At 68.4% G+C, this 23,344-nt stretch carries 27 protein-coding genes and 8 pseudogenes; 22 read left to right on the top strand and 13 right to left on the bottom strand.

What is annotated here, in order from left to right:
* Positions 1 to 243 precede the first annotated feature (243 nt).
* Positions 244 to 1,044 (bottom strand): alpha/beta fold hydrolase, encoded by an 801-nt coding sequence (locus tag ACIGXP_RS39800; RefSeq protein ID WP_399776879.1) that lies wholly within the window; start codon positions 1,042 to 1,044, stop codon positions 244 to 246.
* A 30-nt stretch (positions 1,045 to 1,074) separates the two neighbouring features.
* Positions 1,075 to 1,449: pseudogene (locus tag ACIGXP_RS39795) on the bottom strand (transposase); the annotation flags it as partial.
* A 174-nt stretch (positions 1,450 to 1,623) separates the two neighbouring features.
* Here ACIGXP_RS39795 and tpg point away from each other — a divergent pair.
* From tpg to ACIGXP_RS39775, 4 genes and pseudogenes are all read left to right on the top strand, one after another.
* Positions 1,624 to 2,156: pseudogene (gene tpg / locus ACIGXP_RS39790) on the top strand (telomere-protecting terminal protein Tpg).
* Between the two features lie 97 nt (positions 2,157 to 2,253).
* Positions 2,254 to 2,796: a VOC family protein gene (locus tag ACIGXP_RS39785; protein ID WP_399776877.1), complete on the top strand. Its 543-nt coding sequence runs from the start codon at positions 2,254 to 2,256 to the stop codon at positions 2,794 to 2,796.
* Positions 2,780 to 3,601 carry a MerR family transcriptional regulator gene (locus ACIGXP_RS39780; RefSeq protein ID WP_399776875.1) on the top strand — a complete coding sequence of 274 codons (822 nt, stop codon included), beginning with the start codon at positions 2,780 to 2,782 and terminating at the stop codon, positions 3,599 to 3,601. Before ACIGXP_RS39785 ends, ACIGXP_RS39780 begins: the two co-directional genes overlap by 17 nt.
* A gap of 141 nt (positions 3,602 to 3,742) precedes the next feature.
* Positions 3,743 to 4,330, top strand: a complete 588-nt coding sequence (locus ACIGXP_RS39775; RefSeq protein WP_399776873.1) for a histidine phosphatase family protein — start codon at positions 3,743 to 3,745, stop codon at positions 4,328 to 4,330.
* A gap of 16 nt (positions 4,331 to 4,346) precedes the next feature.
* Here ACIGXP_RS39775 and ACIGXP_RS39770 read toward each other — a convergent pair.
* A pseudogene (locus ACIGXP_RS39770) lies at positions 4,347 to 4,469 on the bottom strand (IS5/IS1182 family transposase); the annotation flags it as partial.
* Between the two features lie 671 nt (positions 4,470 to 5,140).
* Here ACIGXP_RS39770 and ACIGXP_RS39765 point away from each other — a divergent pair.
* Entirely contained in the window at positions 5,141 to 5,683 is a 543-nt protein-coding gene (locus ACIGXP_RS39765) for a hypothetical protein (RefSeq protein WP_399776871.1), read from the top strand.
* Between the two features lie 44 nt (positions 5,684 to 5,727).
* Complete coding sequence (locus ACIGXP_RS39760) at positions 5,728 to 5,934, top strand: hypothetical protein (RefSeq protein WP_399776869.1); 207 nt, start codon at positions 5,728 to 5,730, stop codon at positions 5,932 to 5,934.
* A gap of 270 nt (positions 5,935 to 6,204) precedes the next feature.
* Here the strand turns inward: ACIGXP_RS39760 and ACIGXP_RS39755 are convergent.
* Positions 6,205 to 6,589 (bottom strand): annotated as a pseudogene (locus ACIGXP_RS39755) (LysR family transcriptional regulator); the annotation flags it as partial.
* Between the two features lie 71 nt (positions 6,590 to 6,660).
* Here ACIGXP_RS39755 and ACIGXP_RS39750 point away from each other — a divergent pair.
* On the top strand, positions 6,661 to 7,317 hold the full coding sequence (locus tag ACIGXP_RS39750; protein WP_399776867.1) for a maleylpyruvate isomerase family mycothiol-dependent enzyme: 657 nt from the start codon (positions 6,661 to 6,663) through the stop codon (positions 7,315 to 7,317).
* A complete protein-coding gene (locus ACIGXP_RS39745) occupies positions 7,314 to 7,868 on the top strand; it encodes a DUF1772 domain-containing protein (RefSeq protein ID WP_399776865.1) in 555 nt (184 codons plus the stop codon). The genes ACIGXP_RS39750 and ACIGXP_RS39745 overlap by 4 nt, the downstream gene beginning before the upstream one ends.
* Here the strand turns inward: ACIGXP_RS39745 and ACIGXP_RS39740 are convergent.
* On the bottom strand, positions 7,865 to 8,077 hold the full coding sequence (locus tag ACIGXP_RS39740) for a hypothetical protein (RefSeq protein WP_399776862.1): 213 nt from the start codon (positions 8,075 to 8,077) through the stop codon (positions 7,865 to 7,867). The genes ACIGXP_RS39745 and ACIGXP_RS39740 overlap by 4 nt on opposite strands.
* A gap of 138 nt (positions 8,078 to 8,215) precedes the next feature.
* On the opposite strand from ACIGXP_RS39740, the gene ACIGXP_RS39735 reads away from it, so the two are divergent.
* Both ACIGXP_RS39735 and ACIGXP_RS39730 read left to right on the top strand, forming a co-directional pair.
* The gene (locus tag ACIGXP_RS39735; RefSeq protein ID WP_399776860.1) at positions 8,216 to 8,482 is read left to right on the top strand and encodes a hypothetical protein; all 267 of its coding nucleotides are present in this window, start codon (positions 8,216 to 8,218) and stop codon (positions 8,480 to 8,482) included.
* 192 nt (positions 8,483 to 8,674) lie between these two features.
* Positions 8,675 to 9,547: pseudogene (locus ACIGXP_RS39730) on the top strand (UDP-N-acetylglucosamine--N-acetylmuramyl-(pentapeptide) pyrophosphoryl-undecaprenol N-acetylglucosamine transferase); the annotation flags it as partial.
* Here ACIGXP_RS39730 and ACIGXP_RS39725 read toward each other — a convergent pair.
* Positions 9,507 to 9,932: a low molecular weight phosphotyrosine protein phosphatase gene (locus tag ACIGXP_RS39725; RefSeq protein ID WP_399776857.1), complete on the bottom strand. Its 426-nt coding sequence runs from the start codon at positions 9,930 to 9,932 to the stop codon at positions 9,507 to 9,509. The pseudogene ACIGXP_RS39730 and the gene ACIGXP_RS39725 sit on opposite strands and share 41 nt — an antisense overlap.
* A complete protein-coding gene (locus ACIGXP_RS39720) occupies positions 9,917 to 10,372 on the bottom strand; it encodes a DegT/DnrJ/EryC1/StrS family aminotransferase (RefSeq protein ID WP_399776854.1) in 456 nt (151 codons plus the stop codon). Before ACIGXP_RS39720 ends, ACIGXP_RS39725 begins: the two co-directional genes overlap by 16 nt.
* Here ACIGXP_RS39720 and ACIGXP_RS39715 point away from each other — a divergent pair.
* Positions 10,373 to 10,663, top strand: a pseudogene (locus ACIGXP_RS39715) (Tn3 family transposase); the annotation flags it as partial.
* 23 nt (positions 10,664 to 10,686) lie between these two features.
* Here the strand turns inward: ACIGXP_RS39715 and ACIGXP_RS39710 are convergent.
* Positions 10,687 to 12,315 carry a CocE/NonD family hydrolase gene (locus ACIGXP_RS39710; RefSeq protein ID WP_399776851.1) on the bottom strand — a complete coding sequence of 543 codons (1,629 nt, stop codon included), beginning with the start codon at positions 12,313 to 12,315 and terminating at the stop codon, positions 10,687 to 10,689.
* Between the two features lie 172 nt (positions 12,316 to 12,487).
* Here ACIGXP_RS39710 and ACIGXP_RS39705 point away from each other — a divergent pair, with 172 nt between their 5' ends.
* The 3 genes and pseudogenes from ACIGXP_RS39705 to ACIGXP_RS39695 form a co-directional block, all read left to right on the top strand.
* Positions 12,488 to 13,204, top strand: coding sequence for a TetR/AcrR family transcriptional regulator C-terminal domain-containing protein (locus tag ACIGXP_RS39705; protein ID WP_399776849.1), 717 nt, complete (start codon positions 12,488 to 12,490; stop codon positions 13,202 to 13,204).
* 99 nt (positions 13,205 to 13,303) lie between these two features.
* The gene (locus ACIGXP_RS39700) at positions 13,304 to 13,990 is read left to right on the top strand and encodes an IS630 family transposase (RefSeq protein WP_399776846.1); all 687 of its coding nucleotides are present in this window, start codon (positions 13,304 to 13,306) and stop codon (positions 13,988 to 13,990) included.
* Positions 13,978 to 14,362, top strand: a pseudogene (locus ACIGXP_RS39695) (ATP-binding protein); the annotation flags it as partial. The gene ACIGXP_RS39700 and the pseudogene ACIGXP_RS39695, both read left to right, overlap by 13 nt.
* Positions 14,363 to 14,404: 42 nt before the next feature.
* On the opposite strand, the gene ACIGXP_RS39690 reads toward ACIGXP_RS39695, so the two are convergent.
* Positions 14,405 to 14,887 (bottom strand): GNAT family N-acetyltransferase, encoded by a 483-nt coding sequence (locus tag ACIGXP_RS39690; RefSeq protein WP_399776844.1) that lies wholly within the window; start codon positions 14,885 to 14,887, stop codon positions 14,405 to 14,407.
* A 261-nt stretch (positions 14,888 to 15,148) separates the two neighbouring features.
* Between ACIGXP_RS39690 and ACIGXP_RS39685 the strand changes: the two genes are divergently transcribed.
* Entirely contained in the window at positions 15,149 to 15,640 is a 492-nt protein-coding gene (locus tag ACIGXP_RS39685) for a DUF6417 family protein (protein WP_399776842.1), read from the top strand.
* A 613-nt stretch (positions 15,641 to 16,253) separates the two neighbouring features.
* Here ACIGXP_RS39685 and ACIGXP_RS39680 read toward each other — a convergent pair.
* Positions 16,254 to 16,535, bottom strand: coding sequence for a hypothetical protein (locus ACIGXP_RS39680; protein WP_399776839.1), 282 nt, complete (start codon positions 16,533 to 16,535; stop codon positions 16,254 to 16,256).
* A 181-nt stretch (positions 16,536 to 16,716) separates the two neighbouring features.
* Complete coding sequence (locus ACIGXP_RS39675) at positions 16,717 to 17,010, bottom strand: hypothetical protein (RefSeq protein ID WP_399776837.1); 294 nt, start codon at positions 17,008 to 17,010, stop codon at positions 16,717 to 16,719.
* Here ACIGXP_RS39675 and ACIGXP_RS39670 point away from each other — a divergent pair.
* From ACIGXP_RS39670 to ACIGXP_RS39640, 7 genes and pseudogenes are all read left to right on the top strand, one after another.
* Positions 17,009 to 17,266 (top strand): hypothetical protein, encoded by a 258-nt coding sequence (locus tag ACIGXP_RS39670; protein WP_399776834.1) that lies wholly within the window; start codon positions 17,009 to 17,011, stop codon positions 17,264 to 17,266. The two genes, ACIGXP_RS39675 and ACIGXP_RS39670, sit on opposite strands and share 2 nt — an antisense overlap.
* Before the next feature lie 411 nt (positions 17,267 to 17,677).
* Entirely contained in the window at positions 17,678 to 18,913 is a 1,236-nt protein-coding gene (locus ACIGXP_RS39665; protein ID WP_399776831.1) for a hypothetical protein, read from the top strand.
* A gap of 415 nt (positions 18,914 to 19,328) precedes the next feature.
* Positions 19,329 to 20,066: a hypothetical protein gene (locus ACIGXP_RS39660; RefSeq protein ID WP_399776828.1), complete on the top strand. Its 738-nt coding sequence runs from the start codon at positions 19,329 to 19,331 to the stop codon at positions 20,064 to 20,066.
* A gap of 113 nt (positions 20,067 to 20,179) precedes the next feature.
* On the top strand, positions 20,180 to 20,326 hold the full coding sequence (locus tag ACIGXP_RS39655) for a hypothetical protein (protein WP_399776826.1): 147 nt from the start codon (positions 20,180 to 20,182) through the stop codon (positions 20,324 to 20,326).
* Positions 20,299 to 21,035: pseudogene (locus tag ACIGXP_RS39650) on the top strand (transposase). Before ACIGXP_RS39655 ends, ACIGXP_RS39650 begins: the two are co-directional and overlap by 28 nt.
* Positions 21,036 to 21,155: 120 nt before the next feature.
* Positions 21,156 to 21,620: a hypothetical protein gene (locus ACIGXP_RS39645; RefSeq protein ID WP_399776823.1), complete on the top strand. Its 465-nt coding sequence runs from the start codon at positions 21,156 to 21,158 to the stop codon at positions 21,618 to 21,620.
* A 414-nt stretch (positions 21,621 to 22,034) separates the two neighbouring features.
* On the top strand, positions 22,035 to 22,163 hold the full coding sequence (locus ACIGXP_RS39640) for a hypothetical protein (RefSeq protein WP_399776821.1): 129 nt from the start codon (positions 22,035 to 22,037) through the stop codon (positions 22,161 to 22,163).
* A gap of 66 nt (positions 22,164 to 22,229) precedes the next feature.
* Here the strand turns inward: ACIGXP_RS39640 and ACIGXP_RS39635 are convergent, their stop codons facing one another.
* Entirely contained in the window at positions 22,230 to 22,670 is a 441-nt protein-coding gene (locus ACIGXP_RS39635; protein WP_399776818.1) for a hypothetical protein, read from the bottom strand.
* A gap of 113 nt (positions 22,671 to 22,783) precedes the next feature.
* Complete coding sequence (locus ACIGXP_RS39630; protein WP_399776816.1) at positions 22,784 to 23,239, bottom strand: hypothetical protein; 456 nt, start codon at positions 23,237 to 23,239, stop codon at positions 22,784 to 22,786.
* Positions 23,240 to 23,344: the final 105 nt, after the last annotated feature.

The following is a 23,344-nucleotide window of genomic DNA, read 5'->3' as shown; positions in this document are numbered from 1 at the left end:
GGGCCTAGCCTCTGCATACCCGGCAGGGACCGCCCGCCCCGGCCGTGCGATTTCTCATTCCGATGTCACTACTTCCTCTCATCTAGATGTTATGCATGCACGCTGGTCAGACCACAGATGCGGTGACATCAATGGCTCTGAACTCGGCAACCCCGGAAGACCTCTTCCAGGGACAGTGGCAGAACCGGATCGGTGGCTATGTGCGGGGTCTGACTTTGGTGTTGTTGTGACCGCGTAGGAGTTTCAGGCGAGGCTTTCGAGGAAGTCCGAGAGCGCGGTGTGCAGGATCTCGGGCTGCTCCAGGTGCAGGTCGTGGCCGGTGCCGGGGATGCTCATGGCCATGGGGGCGGGTCGCTGCCGGAGCATCTCGTCGGCTCCCTGCGCGGGGATGAAGCTGGATTGGGCCAGGACGACCAGGGTGGGGCACGCGACCTGCTCCCACTCGTGCCGGAAGGAACGCTGAGCGTTCTCCGCCAGCGAGCGGACCATCACGTCCCGGTCGAAGCGAGGCCACCATCCGCCCTCGCGTTCCTCCAGCCCGGCCGCCCAGCCTGCGCCGACCGGTCCGCCGCCGAGGAACGCGGCTGTCGCTTCGCGTGAGGGGAACGGTGTCGGCCATGAGTCGAGCCATCCACCGATGTCCACAGGGCCGTTCGGATTTGAACCACCGGGGCCGGCCTCGGCGAGCACGAACGCGCGGAAGAGCCCGGGATGTGCGGCGGCGGTGAGCATGGCCGTGTGCCCGCCCAGCGACTGGCCGACCAGGGCGGGCCGCTGCAGCGCCAGCTGATCGACAACGGCTATGACGTCGGCGACGTAGGCGGCCCGGGAGACGTCCCACGGGTGGCGCTCGCTGGCGCCGTGCCCGCGCTGGTCGACTGCGACGACCCGATACGGGGAGCTCAAGCGCTGTGCCGGCACGTCCCATTCACCCGCGTGACCGGCCAGGCCGTGCAGCAACACGATGGGCTGTCCCGGCCCGCCCCAATCCCGGCAGGCAAGCCGGACGCCGTCTCGCACCACCACGTGTTCGGACCATGCCACGTCGGCCCCCAGGTAATCGACTGGCCTCGATCATGCCGCAATCGCCTCGGGCCGCTGGACGAGTCGGCCGTGTGCGAAGCGGGCTCCGGCCCGGACGAGGGCGACGAGGTGGGGCGCGTTCACCGCCCGCCACCGCTGCTGGGCAGACTCGACCAGCTTGAAGACCATCGCCAGTGCGGCGGTGCGCGAACCGGCGCCGCGGGTGACCTTGGTCCGCAGCCGGACCGTGGCGAACGTGGACTCGATCGGATTCGTGGTCCGTAGATGGATCCAGTGCTCGGCCGGGAAGTCGTAAAACGCCAGCAGCTCGGCCTGGTCGGCGGTGATCTTCTTGACGGCCTTGGGGAACTTCGCCCCGTAGAGCTGCACGAACGTTTTGATCGCCGCCTCGGCGTGCTGCTTGTCGAGCAGGATGACGGGGGTGACGCGTTTGTGGTCGAGGAGGCGGGCGATCTCCCACGCGAGCAGGTGCGGGTAGTAGGAGAGGGCGTCCCGGCGGCCGCCGCCGACCTGTACCCGGTCGCCATCGGCACCGACGCGATCGTCTACCCCTCGCCCGGCCCGTCCCCGCTGGACTTCCTGCCGCACACGCCGGAGGGCAAGCCCGCCCCGGGCTCGTTCCGGCTCGGTGTCTCGCCGCAGATGAAGTACCTGGTCAAGCAGCTCAAGGGCACTAAGCTGGTTGCCCAGTTGCTGGGGTGTCCCAGCGCACCGTGGAGCGGTACGTGGTCGGCACACTCAAGCGGCCCCGCCGGGAACTGCGGGAACGCATAGACCGCGAGGTCAAGAAGCGGTGGCAACCGCAGGTCAGAGCGAAGGCGAAGAAGAAGGCCGCGACCACGACCGGGCTGGTCGTCTCCACCCGCGCCCGCTTCGGGTTCACCGCCGCCCCGGGCACCACCGACGACGCACGGATCCGCGACATCACCCAAGCCCTGCCGCCCGAGTTCGCGGACCGCCTGTTCACCGCCCAACAGGGCGCCACCGAACGCCAGCTCCAGCAGATCGCGGCCGAGGGCCTCGCGCAGATGTACTTCCGCGCCAACAACACCCGCGCGCCCGGCCTGGGGGTGGAGTTCACCGACATCGAGCAGATCGAGATCGAGCTGTAGCGTCGGCTGCCGCACAAACGCCTCGCCCCGGTGCGACTAGCGGGACGGGCGCGACCGGCTTGACCCTCACGCGGCGTGAGGCCGGAAGGTGGCGGGCATGAGCGACTACTTCAACGCCTTCGAGATGAGTCCCGTGCCCGCTCCCGGCCCGCATGCGGTGCCGCCGGAGCCGTTCCGCGGCATCTACGGCATGCCGGCCTTTGTGACGATCCCGACGAGCGATCTGGCGGCGTCCGTGGACTTCTGGACCCGCGGGCTCGGTTTCTTCGAGCTGTTCGCCATCCCCGGCACGCTGGTGCATTTGCGCCGGTGGGCGTTCCAGGACGTGCTTCTGGTCGCGGCGGAGAGCCTGCCGGAACGGACGCCGACGATCAGCGTCAGCTTCGCGTGCGTGCTCGGCCAGGTCGATGAGCTGGTCGAGGACTGCCGGGCGCTGCGGCCGGAGTCGGTCGACGGGCCACGGGATACGCCCTGGAACACCCGCGACGTGGCGGTGATCACCCCCGAGAACGCGCGGATCGTGTTCACCGCGGCAAAGCCCTTCGACCCGGAGAGCCAGGAGGCACGGAACCTCGCGGCCGTCGGGATCGCCCCGCCGGGCGGGGAGGGCGGCAACGGCGACAATGAGGAACATGCCTGACGCAGCCGGAATCGACGCCGCTGACGGCCTGACCGTCGGTCAGGCGTCGAAGCGCCTGGGCGTGACCGTCCGCGCGCTGCACCATTGGGACGAGATCGGCCTTGCTCGCCCGTCGCTGCGCACCCTCGCCGGCTACCGCCTCTACACCGCCGCCGACCTGGAGCGCCTGCAGCGCATCGTCGTCTACCGGGAGCTCGGCCTCGGCCTGGACCGGATCCGGGCCGTCCTGGACGACCCGGCCCCGTCCGTGGCCGCCGCGCTGCGCGCGCAGCGCGGCGAGGTCGCCGAGCGTATCGACCGCCTTCAGCGGCTTGGCACCGGGCTCGACCGGATGATCGAGGCCCACGAGCGCGGGCTGCTGCTGACCGTCGATCAGCAGGCCGCGGTCTTCGGCCCCGAGTGGGACCCGGAGTGGGCGGTCCAGGCCCGTAAGGAATACGGGGATACGGCGCAATGGAAGCAGTTCGCCGAACGGTCGGCGTCCCGCGGGCCGGAGGAGTGGCAGGCCGTCACCGACGCGGTCGCCGGCTTCGAGTGCGCGCTCGCAGAGGCGATGGCCGCGGGCGTCGCGCCCGGCAGCCCGGAGGCGGATGCGCTCGTGGAGCGGCATCGCAAGGTCTTCGCCGCGTACTTCCCCCTGAGCAGGAAAATGCAGGTCTGCCTTGCCCGTAAATTCGAGGCCGACCCTGGCTTCGCGGCGCATTACGACGGCATCCGGCCCGGCCTCGCCGGATGGTTCCGGCGCATCGTCGACGCGAGTGCGCGCGCCCACGGCATCGACCCGGATACGGCGACCTGGGAGTAGCGGGCGGCGCGGGACCCGGCAAGATCCGCCGGACAGGCTCTAACAGGCCATCTCATTTGGCCAGTTGGTGGCGGTAGATGGCGGGAGCGAAGACGCGGAATCGGGCCCACCGTGTCCCGTGATCAGATAGCGTGCTCGCTCATGGGGGAGCTGATATTGATCAGGCACGGCCAGACTGAGTGGAGCCTGTCGGGCCGGCACGCGGGGCGCACTGACGTTCCGCTGACTGACGCGGGTGAGGCATCGGCTAAGGCGCTCGCTTCGAGGTTGGCCCGACGCCCGTTGGTCGGCGTGTTCAGCAGTCCGCTGAGCCGCGCCATGCGGACGGCCGAGCTGGCGGGATTGGCCGGTGTCAGGCCCGATCCCGACCTGGTGGAGTGGGATTACGGCGGTTATGAGGGCCTGACCGCGGCGCAGATCCGCGAGGGGCGGCCGGGCTGGGACCTGTGGCGGGACGGCGTCATTCCCGGCGACGTTGGCCATCCCGGTGAGCGGCTCGAGCAGGTGGCCGCGCGCACGGACGCGGTGCTGGATCGGATCCGGCCGCTGCTGAACGACGGTGACGTCGCCGTGGTCGCTCACGGTCATCTAGCGCGCGTGCTCACCGTGCGGTGGCTGGGCCTGGACGCGTCGGCCAGCCGACTACTGGGCCACCCACATCCCGGAACTCTGAGTTTCCTGGCCACTGAGGATGGACAACCGTTCATCTCCGCCTGGAACGTGCCGTAGAGGGCAGCCCGCCGCATCACGCCTGCCGCGAGAGGCACCGCCAGCAGATGAGAGCCGCAGCGATGCCGGCGAAGGCGAGGAAGTGTTCTGCCTTGCGTTCGTAACGGCGGTGCATACTGCGGCACCCGGCCAGCCAGCTGGCGTCCTCAGCGCTACCGGCGACGCCGCCCCCGATGCCTGGCGTCGCCTCGTAGCATGGATGATCCAGTCCTTTCAGGCCCCGGCCCGCGGCACTCTCCCGGACCCGCCGTCGGACGCCGCACTGTACGAGGCCATGCGCCGCGCCAGCCACGGCATCACCTCCCCGGAGACTGGGAAACGGCGCTGAGCGACGGCCGGTGGTCCGACGACGGCTGGTGAGATCGCTCGTCGGCCGCCTCTAGGCGCTCGGTGCTCTCCAAATCCCCGCAGGCGTTGAGCAGCTGCTCGGTGGTGGCGGCGACGGCCGCGTCAGGGGAGCGCATCAGCGGGGCCGTCCCGGCGGCGGCCCGGGTGAGCGGTTCCCGTACGGCGGCCGCGTACTGCTTGCTCGCAAGGCGGTCGACTCAGCAGTTCCGCCGCCCGCCCCATACCCACCAGGCCGCTCTGCAGGTCCGCGCCGCCGGCATCCTACGGAACCGAGCCGTAGCCACCCTGGTGCCAGAGAGACGGCATCATTCGTTCCGCCCACTGCGGACCGTCACGGCCTCTATGCTGTGCCCCGTGACGAGGGGGACGCACCAGCAACCACAGCCCTGGTGGTCTCGGTATGACTCTTCTCCGGGGACGTACACGTCATTTCTGCTTGACGGGCAGCACAGGCTCTTGAGCTTGACTGATCTTGCGGGCTACGACATTGCGGGCGCCACCGGGGTCGGCTTTGGAAAGACCGTCGAGATAGGGACGCTGCTCCGCATCAAGTTGCTCGCGGTACGGCGACGGGAGCAGATCAAGCAGGAGCGGCAGCACGCGGAGATCGAACGCCGCGTCTGTCTGCGAATGAGCAGGCAAGATGTCATTGCTCGCAAACCGGATCCCTTCCCGCCGACGTTCTGGGAGCCGCCACGTCTCACCGTGGACTTGAGCCCCAGTGACCCACCGCTGTTGCCGTGGAGCGATGACGAACGGCCGCGAGATGCCCTGCTGGACGCCCTGAGCCTGGAAGACGCGTTCCTCCTGCTGGTCTGGGTGGTTGCGGACGCGATTCTGACGCGGGCCCTCTGCGGCCGCCGCTACGAGTTCCTTGATGCTGTGCCTCCTGTGGCGTCGTCTCCCTGCGGAGTGCTTCGTCTACGGACGACGCACGTGCCCCGTGCTCCCGGCGTGAGCGGACACGCATCGCAGCCATCCGCAGCAGGCGTCTTGGCCGGGTAATCGCACATGCGGCCTTGGGCGCCCATCACTCACCCGAGGTCCACGTGACAACCTTTTTGCTGGAGCGCATCTCCTTGCCGATGTCGCCGACTCTGGCGTTCCTGCTCTTCTACACCGTGCCAGCACTGAGCTGGTGGAGCCGCCACGCGCGCAGGGCGGCACTGCGCGGCACTGATCTTCTACGTGGAACGGTGCGGCGCTGGCTGGGCATCACCGACGCCAGCGAGGACAGGGAAGACCGCAGAGGCTGACCGCCGTCCGGGAAGTGTGAGGCCCCGCCCTGCGCTGCTGCGCCGGTGCGGGGCCTCACACGCGTATCTTGGCACCTACCCGCCGGCGTCATTGTTGAGGGGCAACTCGCCCTGCGTCACCACATCAGCCTGCTCAACGCCGGCAAGAGGGGAGGGCCACCACGGCGTGCGCCTTGACCGGGGTGCCGGCGAAGGAGGCAGGCAGAAAGACGCCCACCCGATGACCCAGTTCCTGCGCGAGCTCCGCCTCGGCGACGACCTTGTCCGGTTCGAGGGTGAGCGCGATCTCCAGCGCCGGGTGGGCGTCGTGGAAGTCCGCCAGGAAGGAAGCGATGTCGAACGCGTGCCCCGTGGCCCCCGAGACCAGCCCCAGCGAGACCCGCCCGCGCAGCAGCCCCGTGTACGCGTCCACCGTCTCCCGCTCCGCGTCCGCGGCCGCCAGTGCCGCCCGCGCGTACGGCAGGACCGCCCGGCCCGTCTCGGTCAAGGTCACTGACCGGTGCGAGCGGTCGAGCAGCGGCTGCCCCAACTCCTGCTCCAGCTGCCGGATCTGTGCGCTCAGGCCCGGCTGGGCCAGGTGCAGCCGGGCGGCGGCACGCGCGAAGCCGCCCTCTTCGACGACGGTGACGAGATAGCGCAGCTGGCGGAGTTGCATAACTGGTGATGCTAGAGGGCAGCAGAACTGTCTATTGGCCATATGAATCAGCCACCCGCAGGCTTGATCACATGCAAAGCACGACGGAACCCACCGCAGACAAGCAGGCCGCCCTCAAGGCCGCCATCGCCGCCGAACGCCGCGAGCTGGCCGATCTCTTCGACGCCCTGCGGGTCGACGACTGGCACGCCCCCAGCCTGTGTACGGGCTGGACCGTCCGCGAGGTCGTCGCCCACATGTCCATGGGCTTCCGACTCTCCCTCCCCGCCACCCTGGGCGAACTCCTGAGGGCACGGGGCAACCTCCACCGCATGACCGACCGAGTCGCCCGACGGGACGCGGCCGCCCACTCCACTACCGAGCTCAGCGCCTTCCTCCGCGACCACGCCCACCACCCGTGGACGCCGCCGGTCGGCGGGCTCCCGGCCGCCCTCGGCCACGACGTAGTCCACGGCCTGGACGTCACGGCCGCCCTCGGGCTCGACCGGCGCGTCCCCGCGGACCGGCTGCGCATCCTGCTCGACGCGATCCAGCCCCGCGGACTGAAGTTCTTCGGCGTCGACCTCACCGGCGTACGGCTGTGCGCCGAGGACATGGACTGGTCCTACGGGTCCGGGGCGGATCCGGTATACGGAACTGCCCAGGACCTCCTCCTGCTCGCCTTCGGCCGCCGTCTGCCGCCCGGCCGACTCCGCGGCGAGGCGGCCAGCCGCTTCACCCGCCGGTGACGGAAGTGCGACGCACCCGGCCCCTCCAGGCGCTCGCTCTCTTCTCCACCGGCCTGCTGTCCGGAGCCTTCGGCTACGGCGCCGCCAACCTGGTCCCGACCTTCAACGCCGTACCGATCGAGATGCGGCTCGACTTCCACGCCGAGCTGATGAAGATGAACGGCATCACCATGCAGGCCACGATGGCGGTCTCGGCCCTCAGCACCCTCGCCCTGGCCACCTCGGTACGCGGCCGGGCCCGCGTCCTGGCCAGCGCGGCGGGGTTCCTGACGGTGTCTTCCTTTCTGATCACGCGGTTCGGGAACGTCCCGATCAACGGCCGCATCAAACAGTGGGCCGCCACCGCACCGCCGCCCGACCACGCGGAGATCCTGCGCCGCTGGGAACTCTTCAACGACGCCCGCACCGCCACCGCCGCCCTCGCCTTCGGGCTGCTCATCGCCTTCACCCTCAAGCGGTCATCCGGCGAACTCGCACCACACGCCTCGTTGGCCTCCACCTCGCCACCATCTTCATCTGGTCAGCGAGGTGATCCAAAAGACACGAACTAGCCGTCGCGTGAGGGGCCGCGGGCTGTGAGTTCGGCTGCGAAGTGGCGGGCTCGGGCTCCCCAGCCGTGGTCGGTGGTGCCGAAGTGCTGCAGGACGTCGAGTAGCTCGTGTACCTCGGAAAGGGTGAACAGTGGCAGGCGCGGCTTGTGCAGCTCCGGCATGTCACGGGCGGGATCAAGGAGTTCATCCATCCCCAGGGGAACGGGCACCGACGCACGAGGTTACGGACGCCCGGCCTTGTGCGGAACCGGTCATGAGTCGGGCGTCCCTGCCGGCCTGCCGGACCGGCGTGGCTGGTCTCCTTCGGGCAGCGGGACGCGGGATGGTTCTTCGGTCGGCGCAAGGCGGTGACGGAACTGCTGGGCCTGTTCGAGGAGCGCCTCGAACGCCGGGCGTTCCTGGACGCGCTGTGCGCGACCACCGGGCCGGCGGGGAGCCTGTTGGTGGTCGTTGCGGTGCGGGCCGACTTTTACGGGCACTGCCTGGCGCACGAAGGCCTGCTGCGCGCCGTCCGGGAGGGGCAGCTTGCACTGGGGCCGATGGACCGCGATGAGCTGCCGCCTCACGGCGGTGTGTGGCTCAGCCAGGCTTGCAGCCCATGGGGTCGTGGCTGACGCCGTCGAACTTTCCAGCCCACCCCCAGTTCTCGGAGTAGTCGTCCTCGCGGATTTCCTGGTACAAGCAGCCCGAACCGGAGCCGAAGCCGATCGCGTACACGCTGCCGTTGACCTTGGACTCGAAGGAGTGGGCGTTGTGCGCCGTGCCGTTCCCCGCTTCTGCGTAGCCATGCCGTTGCCCCCAAGTCTGTCGCGACGGGCGGCTACGTGGCGGTCCCGGCCGGGCTGGCGGCGCGGATGTGCCACCGCCCGCTGGTTTTGCACGAGCAGACGGTGCGGCTGGGGCTGGCGAACCGGAAGCTAGCAGCGTCGGCTGCAAGGATCTGCGTGTCGTCGGAGTCGACGTTGGCGCTGCTGTCGGAGTCGGCGCGGCAGATCGCCGTGGTGACGGGCAACCCGGTACGGCCGGAAATCCTGTCCGGACACGCGGACAGGGCCGTGCAGGCGCTGCGGCTGTGGGGCTTCGACCGGCAGCTGCCGACCGTGTACGTCACTGGTGGCGCGCAGGGTTCGCAGCAGATCAACGAACTGGTCGGCGAGGTGCTGCCGTGGTTGCTGCAGCAGGCGAACGTGGTGCACCAGTGCGGCCCCGCCAACGTCGAGAGCCTGCAGACGCGGGCGGCTGGGCTGCCCTCCGAGCTCGCGGGCCGGTACTACCTGGCCGGGTTCGTCGGTCCGGAGCTACCGGACGTGCTGGCCCTCGCCGATGTGGTGATCTCCCGCAGCGGTGCGGGGACGCTGGCGGAGCTGACCGCGCTGGGCAAGCCCGCGGTGTTCGTACCGCTTGCGTCGTCGGCGGGCAACGAGCAGGCACACAACGCGCGGCACCTGCAGCAGGCCGGGGCAGCCGTCGCGCTCGAAGGTGACGTGACGGCGGACCAGGTGCGCAACGCGTTGGGCCCGCTCCTTGCCGATGCCCGCCTTCGGTGGGGCATGGCGGAGCGGGCCCGCGCGTACGGCCGTCCGGACGCGGCCGACAGGCTCGTGGACGAGATCCTTTCCGCCGCGTCCGGGCAGCCGGTCACTGCTGGTCGACGTGGAGAGCCGTCCCCGCCTCGATGAGGACGGCGCAGGCATTGAATGCCTCCTGGCCCTGGCCCATCGGGTCGGGAACGTCGCCGTCGCCGAGGTAGAGCCCGAGCTTGCGCTCGTTGGCCGCTCCGCAGATCGCGCGGAGCGTTTCGAGGACGGCGGTGTCCATCGCGAGGACGCCGTCGGCCCAGCTGAGCATTTCGAGGGTGATCTGCCGGCCGCGGTGGGCGGTGAGGTCGAGGCCGAGGCGCCGAGCAGCGGTGATCATCGACTCGTTGGCGGGCTCACCCGCCCATTTCCCGATCAGCCCGGCCGAGCGGACTTCCAGCTCGGCGGCGCCCCGCCGGGCGAGGGCAAGCGCGGCGAACGGCGATCGGCAGTGGTTGCCGAGGCAGATGGTCAGGACCTTGCGCACGATGCGGCTCCCACGGTCTTCAGGGCCTGGCCGAGGGCGGTGACGACCTGGTCGATGTCAGTCTTGGTGAGGTGCTGGTGGAACGGCAGCGTCAGGATCTCCTGGCCGACCTGCTCGGTGCTGGGCAAGTCGCGCCGCCACTCGGCGAACGCCGGCTGCAGGTGGTTGGGCGGGTAGTGGACACCGACGCCGATGCCGCGGGCCTTCATCCGCACGTGCACCTCGTCCCGGCGCGGGATGAGGACCTGGCACAGGTGAGGCACGGACCGGTCGGGGTCGACATCGACCAGCCTCACGCGGTCCAGGCCGGCGAGGGCTCGCCGGTACGCGCGCCACAGGCTTCGGCGGGTGGTCTCCGTCTTCTCGAAGTGCGGGAGCTGGGCGAGGCCGATGGCCGCGTTGATGCCGGACATCTGGTACCGCAGCCCGAACCCCTCCACGGCGTAGCGGGTAGTCCTGGCGCGCTCGGCCTGGTCCTCAACGCCGCGGTGCTGTGGACGACCCGCTACCTGGACGCCTCCGTCGAACGGTTGCGGGTACTGCCCGCCGAAGCGCGCGAGCACGATGTCCTGGACGAGGACGTGGCCCGGCTCTCCCCGCTCAAGCACGCGAACCTCAACGTGCTGGGCCGCTACACCTTCCGCCCCTCCACCCCGGCCGGCGGCGGCCTGCGCGCCTTGCGTAACCCGGAGGCGGTCGGCTTGGACGACGAAGACGGCGCCGAGGAGTGAGCCGGGCCGTCGGTTCCGGCTGGTCAGCCGTTCACCGCAGGGCTGAGCCCGGAACTGTGGGAGTGCATCGCAAGCATCAGCGCCGAGTCGGTGTGGAGCGTGATGCGCACCGGTATGAAGGTGGTGGCGTCCACCGGCGACTCCCCGTTGCCGGGATTGCGTGCGTAGCGCGGATGGGCGCCTCCGCTGATCTGCCAGCGTATGCGGTGACCGACGGCAAATCTGTGGGCGGTTGAGCTCATCGGCACGGTGATCTGCGACGGCTCCTGCCCGTCCGTCCGCAGTCGGCCCAGCCCGTCACAGATGTTGACGGAGCGGCCTTGTGGGTCCACGTCGCACAGGCGGGTGAAGACGTCGGCATGACCGGTGTCCGTGGAGATACTCAACCGCGCCGAGACCGGCCCGAAGATGTCCACGGGCTCGGTCAGCGGGGGGCCGGTGAACGTCAGGACGTCTTCCCGAGCCTCCAGGCTGCTGTTGTCGCGAGGACCGGCGGTACGTGAGAGCAGAGGGCCGCCGAGAGACGGGGTGGGGTCGCCCGGGTCGTAGCGGAACGACGCCAGTGGTGCGGAGTCCGTGGGAGCCTGCCGGGTGAGATGCCCCTGCACGGTGGGAAACCAGGAGCCGACGGCAGTGGTCGGCGGCCAGTCGTCGAGGTCGCGCCAGGCGTTTTCGCCGCCGATGTGCACGCGCACCCTAGTGGGACGCAGGCCGGAGGGGTCGGCGCACAGGTGGGCGCGCAGCCAGGCGAGGCTCTCGGCGAACACCTCGGGCCATCCCTGTTGCAGGGCGGAGGTGTGGGTCCAAGGGCCGACAAGCAGGGCGGTCTCGCATCCGGCCTGACGTAGCCGGGCGTACTGCTCGAAGGTCTGGTCGACCAGCGCATCGTGCCATCCGGTGATCAGACTCGTGGGCACGCTGAGCCGCTCCGCCACCTGCGCCAGGGACGCGCCACGCCAGTACGCGTCCTTGGCGTCCGGGTGTGTCATCACGTCATCCAGCCAGGGCACCTCGCCCCCGAGGGCCGCCGCGTACGCGCCCCGCAGGGGCTGTGCGGTGGTGACAGCACGCAGGCGGCGCTGCAGGCGCAGTGTCGCCCTCAAGAAGGGTGCCATGCCTTGGTGCTGGTAGGTCATACCTACGCCGACGGCGAGTGCGGTCTCCAGGCGTAGCGCACCGTGCGCGTGGAACAGGGCGTAGGGATCGTGCAGGCCCACCTGCACCACCATTGCCTTCAGTTCTGGCGGCGGGTCCACGGCGAGGGCCCATTGCACGTAGCCCAGATAACTGGGGCCGACGGTGCCCAGTGTGCCGTTGAACCAGGGCTGCTCGCGCAGCCAGGACACTGTGGCCTGGCCGTCGGCGGCCTCATTGCGCCACAGGTCGAACGCACCCCCAGAACCGCCGGTGCCGCGGCAGCTCTGCAGGACCACGTGAAAGCCCTGTTCGGCGAAGAGCAGGCCGTACATGGGGGACCACGGCAGGCCCCTGCCGTACGGCGAGCGCACCAGGAGGGTGGGGAAGTCGCCCTCGGCGCGCGGAAAGTAGTGGTCCGTGATCAGCGGGCTGCCGTCGGCGGCCGGGACCTGCAGCCCCGGCTCCCACCCGACATCGTGCTGTTTGGCCGGGAGGCCGCGCCAGGTCGCCCTCATTATCCGTGAGGCCAGTGGCGGCTTGCCGGAAGGCGGTGCCCAGGTCGGCCTCGACGCAGAAGCGTGCGTGCGTGACGTCATCGTTCCCTCCTCAATTTACGTACGATGTACGAGAATAGAGGATGCTTGACTGAGGCCCGCAAGGGCCGCCGATCAAGGAAGGAGCAGGGCCATGCCCCGTGACGGAGGGGCCGGCGCCCCAGGCGTCGACCCTCAACAGCTCTGGCTGACCTCTGACCAGCCGCGCAGAGGTCGCAAGCCTGCCTACAGCCGGGAAGCGATCACCGCGGCGGCCGTCGCTTTGGCGGACGCCGAGGGGCTCGAAGCGGTCACCATGCGGAAAGTCGCCGCACAGGTCGGAGCCGGCGTCATGTCGCTCTACAGCTACGCCCCCGACAAAGAGACGCTGCTGAACCTGATGGTCGACCACGTCAGCGGCGAACTGCCGACCACGAACACTCCCACCGGCGACTGGCGCGCCGACCTGAAGGCCATCGCCCACCTACAGCGCACCCACATGCTGCGACACCCCTGGCTGCCCGCCGCCCTGTCCACTCGACGCATCCCCGGACCCAACACCCTGGCCTTCCTGGAACATGCGCTCGCCGCCCTGCGGCCTACTGGACTGGACGGTACGGCGAAGCTGGAGATCTTCGCCCAACTCACAGCATTCGTGGCCGGGCACGTCGCCCACGAAATCGCGCAGGCCGCAGCCGCACAGTCCCCCGACCGATCCGCAGCCGAAGCCCGCTACCTCGCCACTGTCGCCGCGGACGGCCACCACCCGGAACTCGCCGAAGCCCTCTCCGCCCCCGGGCGCCCCCTCACCCCCGAAGCCACCTTCACCCGGTTCCTCAACCGACTGATCGATGGCCTTGACACCGACTGAGCCCGCGCTTCATGGCCTCCGCCCAACCCGGCCTGCCGAAAATCCGCTTTCGGTGGGTATAGCTGCTGGTAGCGGGGAGTTGCCGGTGCTCGGGGGCGGGTGCTGGGCGGGCAGGGACGCAAGCGAAGAATCACCGAGGCCGAGCGCTCGAGGATCGTCGGCCTGATCAAGCTGAGGCCGCCGGGTCGGCTGGAGGTGCAGCCGTCGAACGAGATGTGGGCCGCGGACGAGTCGGGGCCGGCGGAGTGGACCTTGGACACGCTGACTGCTGCGGCCCGGGGCCTGGGCATCGGGGTCAGCCGCTCCCAGGTGCGCCGAATCCTGCTGGCCGAGGGGATGCGCTGGCGGCGCACGCGCTCGTGGACCCGCTCGAGAGATGTGGACTTCAGGGAAAAGGACACGGATCGTCGAGCTCTACACCAGCCGCCCGACGGCGCGACGGTGGTCTGCGCCGACGAGCTCGGCCCGGTGATCCCACGCACCTTCCCGCCGGCACTGGGCTGGTCGCCGGACGGGCACCGCATCAAGAACGAGATCGACTACTCGCGCGGACCGGAGAAGACCTGCGTCTACGGCGCCTTACGCGTCCGCGACGGTCAAGCGATCACGATGACCGCCACCTCCCGCAACAGCGTCTTCTACCAGCAGTTCCTCCAGTTGGTCGAGGATGCCAACCCCGTCGGGGATCTCTACGTGATCACCGACAATCTGTCCTCCCGCACCAGCGTGTCCACCCGGACCTGGCTCGAGGAGCATCCCCGCATCAGGCACCATCCCACCTGCTGATCGGCTTGGGCACCGCGGCCGCCATGGCCGGCTACCGTGTCCGTTACACCACCGCCGCCTCCCTGGTGAACGAGCTCGTCGAGGCCGCAGACGACAAGCAGCTCGGCAAGACCATCGCCCGCTACGGGCGCGTCGACCTTCTCGAAATCGGCGAGCTCGGCTATCTCGAACTCGACCGCCGCGGCGCCGAGATGCTCTTCCAGGTTCTGACGGAGGGAGGAGAAGAACAGCATCGCGATCGCCTCCAACGAGGCGTTCACCGGCTGGTCAAAGACCTTCACCGACCCTCGGCTCTGCGCAGCGATCGTGGACCGGCTCACCTTCAACGCCACTCTCATCGAGACCGGCACCGAGTCCTACCGCCTTGCCCACCAAGGCGAAGAGCAACGGGATGAAGTAGCACCTCATCGGCCATCACGGATAGGAAGTGGTGCGGGCAACGTGGGCGTGAAGCAGACGAGGCGATGATTCGAATCCGTGCCGGGAGTAGGCCGGGACTGCGCGAGGACTGGAGTGCACGGTGACGCGTTCGAGCCCGAGCTCCCGAGCACGGTCCAGGACCGCATCGATGAGCCGGCCGCCCAGGCCACCATCACGTTCGGGAGGAACGAGATACACACACTGCAGGTCGCCCGATGCCCGGTGCAGGGCACGCGGGCTGGGCACCCGCGGAAGGACCGCCAGCCAGGCCATGCCGATGATCACCTCATCGCGGACCATGACCATGCAGCGATGCGACGACGTGTTCTCTCTCGCCCACGCGACGAAGTGCTGCATGAACTCCTCATGCCCGGTGACAGGAACGTCCTGATTCTCAAGGATCCACTGCCATCGAAGTTCAGCGATGGCGTCCAGTTCATCAGAGGTGGCCGGACGAATAATGACGTTGTTGTCCACCCGCGCATTGTGCTGCCGTCCGACCACTGCCGTCATCACCACAAGGCGGTCCCACGGCGACCGTGTTTCGCATCCCTGCTGCCCCGGTGGTCCCGACTCGAACCGCTTGCCGGAGCCACTTCACAACGCCTTATCTTCACGAAGCGACCGCAAGCTGGGGCCAGTTGGAGTCGCCCCGGGTGGAGCCAGAAAGCGCCGCCCTAGCCAGCCCGGTGGGGCTGGGTGCTCTCGGGAGACCCACCGCCACACCACCAGCAGGCAGTGAAGAGCGCAGCAGGGCGGGGGCTGGCGGAACTGGCCGACCGGGAGATGCGCGCGGAGCTGACCGCCTACGAGGGCCGGCCCATCCTGTGGGCGGCGCGGCTCTCCCCCTCCGGCCACGACGCGCTGACCTACACCGACAGCCCAGCCCCCGTCCCGCCACACGACGAACCTGCGGAGGGTGAGACGCTGGTCGAGCTGCGCCCGTCGGAGATGGATGCGCTGCGCGTGTACGTGCGGATCGGAGCCCTGCTGCGCGTACCGCCGGCCGCGGGCCTGGCAGAACGGGTGCGCACAGCGTATTTCGACCGACCGGGCAACCGCTGGTCGCTGCGCCTGGACGCGGAGCAGATCGAGTCGGTGCCTTACGCCTTCTACCTGCGCTCGATGGGCGGTTCTGCCACGGAGGCGAACAGGTTCGCTCGGGAGTACGGCGTCGCCTTCCGCCCGGGCCGGTCGACGGGCGGTCTGCGGCTGACCCGGCTGCGCTGACCCGGATACTCCTGGTCCGTTCGTCGGCCTCGCAGCCGCTCCAGCCACATGCATCTGCAGGCCTTCGGCTGCTACGCGGATCCGTCAGGCGCCGGGGGGCATCGGTTCTGAGCTGACCTGGGCTTCCAAATGTGCGGCAGCACGCGCGAGTTGTTCGGCGCTGTCCTTGAGCCGGCTCCAGTCGTGGTTCTGGGCTGCTTGGAGACACTGGGTGAGGTGAAGGCGCAGCGCTGCGTGTGCGTCGACGGGGTGCTCTTCCGAGGCCATCTGCTGATTGGTGTCCGGTAGCGGTGCCGCAGATGTTGAGTCCCGGCGTGCTGCCCGACGTTGTTCGGCAGCGCGGATGGACTCTCGGAAGCGTTCTACCTCGCGTAGACCCGCGCACGCGCGGCCTGGCCGCCGGGGCTGATGGTCTTTGCCCGCCGGCCTTTGGACTTCTTGTCTTTCGGCCCGCTATGGTCCCCGCTGGTCAGCTGGACGCGCTTGGACGAACCGTCTCGACGCTGCCTTCGGCCGCTGGGCATGCCCACACGCTACCCACGCCAGATCCCAGCAGAACAGGGACCGTGAGCAGCTCCGGCCTGCCACCAGGCCGGAGTGCTGATGCGTCGGGTCAGGTGGCCGTGGCGCCCTGGCCGCGCCGGATGCGTCCGAGGAGGTCACGGTGGTAGGCCGCCAGGCACCGGTCGGGGATGGGGGTGGGACTGCCGGTGAGGGTGTACCACTCGTCGGCGCCGGTGTATTGGACGGTGACGTGTGCGGTGTGCCCGTCAGGGCCGGGAGTCGTGCGGACGGTGAGGTCGCCGGTGATGACTCCGACGTCGTCGGTCATCACTCCGCCCGGCCCGGCCGTGACCTCGTCCTGGTACCAGGCGGTGTTCGGGTCGTCGCTCATGCCTCGCACGTGTCCAGCATCTCGTTCAGTTTGCTCTCCTCCGCCTCGGTGACGTTGAGGTGGTACACGTACTTCGCGCCAGGCGTTGGCCAGGGGTACGACGTGGTCGATGTCGAGCTGGCGGCGCCGCAATTCTGTCAACGGCCTCGTAGTTCTCCCCGGAGTCACGCATCCGCCCTTTTCACCCTGTCGCCGCCGTCGCACCGTTACCTGAGCCACTCCCGCCACGGAGTGGCATCGCATTCATGGTCGAAACCGTAGAGAAAGACCCCGTCTCCGGATCGAAGACGACCCCATACAGATCACCCGAGCCGTTCTCCATCGTGGCCAAGTCCACGCTTGCACGCCAGCCCGGGAAGTAGTCGTGCCTCGCAGCAAAACCGCCGAGCACAACGTCGAGCAGCGTCAGCGCCCGACAACGGGCACGCAGGACGTCGGGATCGGCCAGCACGGACACTAGCTCGTGAACAGTCATGGCGGCGGACATTGAACAGGCCGCCGCTGACAGCCGGACGAACAGCCAGCACCTCGCACTGGCCCCAGACGACCTTGAGGGTCTGGACTTCCGCGACCAGTACACCGAGGCGACGGCACAGATCATCGAGGCGAAACGCGAGCACCATCCGCTGCCCGAGGCGCCGGAGCCCGAGGAGCCGCGTACCCATCGCGTCAGCGGGAGGGAAAGGATGGCCCCCGGCCGCCGTCGCCGGCACGGCGACCACGTATGGTGACCGCTGCCCCCTGCCTCATCCGAGACCTCCCGGCAGCGGACATTACCTGGGCGACGACCACCGACTGCGGCGAGATGGGGCAACTGAGGTGCCCCGGCAAGTTCCTGCCCCACACCCCTGGTGCCAGGGGCTGGGATGCCCGTACAACGAACCATGGCCCATCGCCGCGATCCCGATGACCTGTCACCGCCAAGAAACTGGAGCCCCCCTGAGCGCCGACTCTGGTCCGCTTTCCGCGACGGCAGCATGCTGGACCTGCGCACAGGCGCTGAAGCTGTCGACGATCCCTCCACTGGGTCGGCCTGGGGGCCGGAGCGGCAGATCAGAGCTCATGTGATCGCTGTCCTGCTCCTCCATGGGCCGCCCGCCCGTCCCGGAAAGGTCTGTGCGCTCCGTGTCACAGGCGCACGAGTGACCGGTGCACTCGACCTCACCTCTGCGACTATCGGCTACGAGATCGACTTCGACAGATGCTCCTTCTCCGAGTCGGTGAGCCTTCGGCATGCCACGACACTCGCGGTCTACCTATCCGGGTCCCATCTGCCCGAGCTCAGCGCGGAGGCACTGATCAGCCCAGGCCTCGACATGCGGAACGCGGTCGTGGAGGGAAATATTTGGATACAGGGGAGCAACATCACGCTCGACCTGAACCTCGATCGCGCACACGTCGGCGGTGGGATCAACGGAAATCTCCTCACGATCGGGTCATGGTTCAACGGCCGCTTCGGCCTCTCCGTGGGGAAGTGGCTGGCTCTCGCCAGCGCACGCATCGGGGGCATCGACCTGCGCCAGGCTGACATCGGACGCGCAGAGGACAAACCAGCTTTCGGGGCCCAGCTCTTAACGTGCGACACGTTGTGGGCGTCGGAGATCCGGGTGGCGCACGGCATGATTCTGACCGGGGCACGCATCAACGGCGAGGCACTGTTCTCGCAAGCGGTGGTCTCTGATGTTCCCCCAGGCCAGCCGGCAATCCGCCTCGATGACATCCACGCCCGACGCCTGGACATCACCACAGCACAGACGGACACGAAGTCGGTCTCGTTGCGCGGAGCCACCATCGGCAAGCTGATCGACCGTGCCCAAGAAGGTCCCCTGGTGGACCTGGATGCGCTCACCTACGAGCGACTCGAACCGCTGCCGCCGCGCTCGACCCGTACTCGGCTCGCCTGGCTCCAGACCAGCCTGAACGGGCAGTACCTGCCTCACCCCTACGAGCAACTGGCGGCGGCCTACCGGGCCCTCGGTCATGACGGCGAAGCCCGCAGGGTTCTGCGCGCCAAGTACCGTCACCGCTGCTCAACGTTGCCGTGGGCCACCAAGATCTGGGACTGGCTGCAGGACGTCGTCGCAGGATATGGCTATCGTCCAGCCCTGGCCGGCGGGTGGCTCATCATCCTCACCGTCCTCGGCACAGTCGTCTTCAGCATCAGCGAGCCACGTCCTGTCGATCCAGGCCACGGTCCGGACTTCAACTCCTCGATCTACACACTGGACCTCCTGCTGCCCATCATCGACTTCGGCCAGGAGAAAGCGTTCCTGCCGCAGAGCGGACTCCAGTGGTTCACCTACGTGCTCATCGCCTCGGGATGGATACTCGCCACCACACTGGTTGCTGGCCTCACCCGCGTGCTGGGCCGCTCCTGACAGTGCGCAGCCCGGTAGCTGGCGCTTCTCTCGCGACGGCAGGACTGCACCTGCGGCCGGCCCTGTGCCCTAGGTCGTTTCTGACGGCTTTTGAACGATGTCGCGGAGCCTGGATTTATCGAGCAGTAGCGACGTCACTTGTCGATGGGTTTGGGAGGCGTCTCGATCCCCGGTCGGGTGATGTTGATGAGTTTGGGAGGCACCAGGTCTCTTGCCAGGGCAGCATCGGGGCCTGCCGAACGTCCTCAACCGGTCTCCCTGCATCGTCCAAGGAGCAAGGAGATGGACCGATGAGCGGCTCGGTAACTAGCAGCCGCGGCCCGAGGTAGGCCGCCAGTGCGCACGTAGTCCCTCAGCAGCCGAGCCGGCCTGGGCCCTACCTGTCCGGTAGGCCACCCCTCTCGTGCCGCTTAATGTGGGCAAGGCGGTGTTCAGTGCTGACCGCAAGGTGGTTTCCGCGCCGGTCGACATCAAGCTCGTGAATCACAGCGATATAGGCTTCTACGTGCTGGGCGCCGAGTTCCATGCCATGGGAGAGGACGTGACGGTGAGTCCGACGGACCTGGCCCGCTCGAAGTGGCGAGAGGACGCCGAGGAATGGGCTAGATACCGGGAGAAGCACCCGCTCACCCGCAGGGAGGTCTACCAGCCGGGCAAGCTCGTGGCGGCGCAGCCGTGGATGCCTCCCGGAAATTGGGTCGAGGCGAACGACGAGTCGCTCACGCGGACTGTTGTTCAGCTTCCCAGCGACACGAATTTCGACAAGCTGACCTTCTACGCCACCCTGAGTCTGGCGCGTAAAGACCGGCTCGTTATGGAAAATTTCGGACGTCCTAGTTACTCCTGGCGGGGCGTTGCTGTGCCCCATTGGGCGAAGGTAGACCAGAAAGAGAACGACGCCATCATCCAAACGGCCGAGATGGGAGAGAACAATGCGATCGATCAATATACGAGATTGCGGCGTCGTGTCATTACCTATTGGCGTTTTGGCCCGCATGGTGTAGACGTGGCACCAGTCATCGCGCCGGTGGGTGAGGAAGGCCGTCCGTTCTCCGAGCGGACAAACCGCGAGGTACGGAGCCGCTACGGTCTGATCGATGTCTTGGCGGGCCCGGTCGAAGAGACGCTCGACGAGATCAAGCCCCGGCGCTGACCAGCCCCTGCAGCCACATCACCAGGGCGAGAGAGCTGTTCACGTGATCCCAGGAGTATGAGTCCACTGAGCTCTTTCAGCGTTGCCCCTGCAGGGTGAGGACGGCCGCGGTGATGGACACCCATCAGGTCAAGCTCGACACCCGGGTCACCGCCACCGTCGACTTCCGCACCGGGCCTGGCACCGGTTACACCAGCCTCGGGCTGCTCCCCAAGGGCCAGGGCGTCATCCGATGTGGATTGAGCCGTTCTCCGGGTTGAGCGAGACGCAGTTCGCCAAGCTGGTGGCGTTGTTGCGGCGTCGCGGTGGCGACGTTCAGCGCGGCCGTCCCTGGCGGCTGCTGCTGGAGGACCGGGTGTTGCTGGTGGCGACGTACTGGCGCACGAACCTGACGTTGCGGCAGGTGGCGCCGTTGTTCGGGGTCTCGAAGTCTGCGGCTGACCGCATCCTCGACCACCTGGCGCCCCTGCTGGCCATCTCGCCGGCCCGTCGGCCGCGCAAGGACACCGTCTACATCGTGGACGGCACCCTGGTGCCCACCCGTGATCGCAGCGTGGCCGCCTCCAGCAAGAACTATAGGTACTCGACGAACCTACAGGTCTGATCGATGCCAACAGCCGCTTGGTGGTGGCGATCGGCCTGCCGCTGCCCGGCAGCCGCAACGACTGCCGGGCGTTCTCGGAGTCCGGCATCGACCGGGTCTGCCGCAGTGCACCGACCATCACCGACGGCGGATACCAGGGCACCGGCTTGCTCATCCCGCACCGCAAACGGCGCGGCCAAAGACGCCTCAGCGCACAGCAGGAGGCGGAGAACATGGTGCACCGCCGAGCCCGGGCACGGGTGGAACACGCGCTGTCCCGGTTGAAGAACTGGAAGATCCTTCGTGACTGCCGCCTTAAGGGCGATGGCATCCATCAGGCCATGCTGGGCATCGCCCGCCTGCATAACCTCGCGGTCACCGGCTGACGCATACCCATCAAAGTGGCTGCCGACCGAAATCTCGCGGCGGTTGACCGGTGACTATTACCGGGCGTCACGGTCCCGCAGGGCGCTGACGCCGTTGGCATCGGCGAAATGTTGATAGGCATGAGCCTGGCGGCGTGCATCGCGAAGCCCGCGGGTAGCTGCCGCTTCGATCCGATGCGCTTCGGGATTGAGCGGTATGCGTCGGCGTTCTCGGCGTACAAGCACGGTCATCGGGACGGCCAGAATTGCCACCACGGCCGTCAGCGCCACTACCACGTAACCCATCTTTCCCCCACAATCGCCTCATACCACCAAAATGATCGGCGGACCGGCTGCGCTCATCGAGGACTGCCGGAACAACGTAGCCGCCTGGTTGCCCGACGTGAACGGCATGTTCCGGCATCAAGATTCGGCCGATCTCTGCCGCCTTCCGGCAACGAGCAGCCGAACGACCCTGCTTCGCTCGCGGTGCGGGCGCCGGGCTTACGGGACAGCCTCTACCTGAAGCCCTACTACGGGGCGCACAAGGGCCAGTGGGGCTGGGTGAGCCGCACCTATATCGACGTGCCGATGCAGACCAACTGACCACCGTCCGCCGGCACAGGGCCCGCGCCTTGGCACACCCTCCCCGGGTGCCGAGGCGCGGGCCCTTCGCGTGGCCGCCTGCGGGCCGTGCTTGTGCCGCGCGTCGATCACGCGCAGTGCACGCGGCGGCTGACGGCCGTCCGCCTGAGTCCTGCCGGAAGCAGGCATAACCGACTCGGCGCCCGCCGGGCACACCGGAAGCGACGGCTCAGGGGCCTGCTGGAAGGTTCGCCGTACGGACCGGGCCAAGAGCGTGATCGCGGATTTGTCCCGCATCTCAGACCGCTGCACCAACTCCTCTCCCACCCCAAGGGATAAGCGAATTTTGCCCGCTTTTGTCCCTGGCGGTCCTGGGCCGCTGCTGCTGAGATCACTGCTGTCCGACCGATGCTTCCCCCTCTCGAGGAGCCTTCGATGAACCAGCGCCCGTCCACCTCCCGCCCGCTCTCCGGCATCCGCCCGGACGAGTCCGCCCGGCCGTGTGCCCGCCCCGGAGAGGACCTCGCCGCGCGCCCGTTCGCCTCGTCCGCGGCGCGCCCGTAAGAACGACGCCCTCCCAGTCCGTGCGCCCGCCCAGGCCCTCATCCAGCCCGGGCGGGCGCCGCCGTTTCAGCCCTCCAGGCCGATGGCTTTCAGCTTCTTGTCGAGCGCCTGAGCCTTCGTGTACACGTCCTGGCGCCGCTCGGCCGCCGTCCCCTGCTTGGCGTCAGCCTCCTCCATGATGGCGCCGGCCTCGTCCACGAGAGGTTGGTAATACGGATCGCTGCCGACCTCGGTCACGATCGCGACCTGCACGTCGCGCACGAAGTCCCTGATCCTCACGGCAGCCGCATCGCACTGCACCTCGCTGTAGCACGCGTTCACGTCGTCACCTGGAAGGAGCTGGTTGAGCGCCAAGGCCGCCTCGGTCGACTTCACCATGTCCGACGACGGAACCGACGGCCGCAGGCTCGTTGTCGGCTTCGCATCCGCCTTCGTACTCACCGGCTTGTCGCTGCCCCCGCAGCCCGCCAGCACGATCAGTGCCCCACCCACGGCCACCGCGGTCACACCCCGGCCGGCCCATCTTCCGATCTCCATGCGCGGAACCGTACCTGGACCGTCGCCTCCGTCTGACGGTCGTCTTGCGGGCCGCTTAGGAATGCCGAAGATCAGTTGCGCAGTCAGCGCCCGTGTTCCAACAGGAGACGGGCTGCCGGGCGGCATGGCCGTCCGATCTGGGCGCATCGGCTTTCGAAGTCCGTCGGAAGCCAGCCTCGTCCCAGCAGCCGCGGGTGGGCAGGGAATGCCGTGATCGCGGCCAGGACGAACAGCAGCGATGCCCAGGGGGTGCGGAGCTGCACCGTGGTGTACCGGTGGTTGTTGATGTCCCGGAAACTGGTTTGGAAGACGTCCGGTGCGACGAGGTCGATGGTGTCGAGGCCGACCCAGAAGAGGTCGAGTGGACACTGAGGATGGCCGAAGTAGACGCTGCGCGTGGTGACGGTGATTTCGCCGACCCCGTCGAGTACCCAGCGAGGTTGGGCGTCGTTGGCGGCGGCACGGCGCCGGGCGGAGTTACCGACAGCCGAGCCGACCATGCTGCCGATCACGAAGGCGGGGCTGCCGAAGGCGAACATGTTCTGGTGCCTGGTGGAAGGTCTTCCGGGAGCAACGGACCGGTTGACGAGCACCTTGACGATCCGTCGAGCCGGGGTTGCCGTGTGGGGGCGAGGACCCGGTGC

Origin of the sequence: Streptomyces sp. NPDC053069, from assembly GCF_044546895.1 — a bacterium.
In the GTDB taxonomy this organism is placed as follows: Bacteria; Actinomycetota; Actinomycetes; order Streptomycetales; family Streptomycetaceae; genus Streptomyces.
Note: the sequence above shows the minus strand (reverse complement) of the source record. Positions and strands in the feature narration are given on the sequence as shown.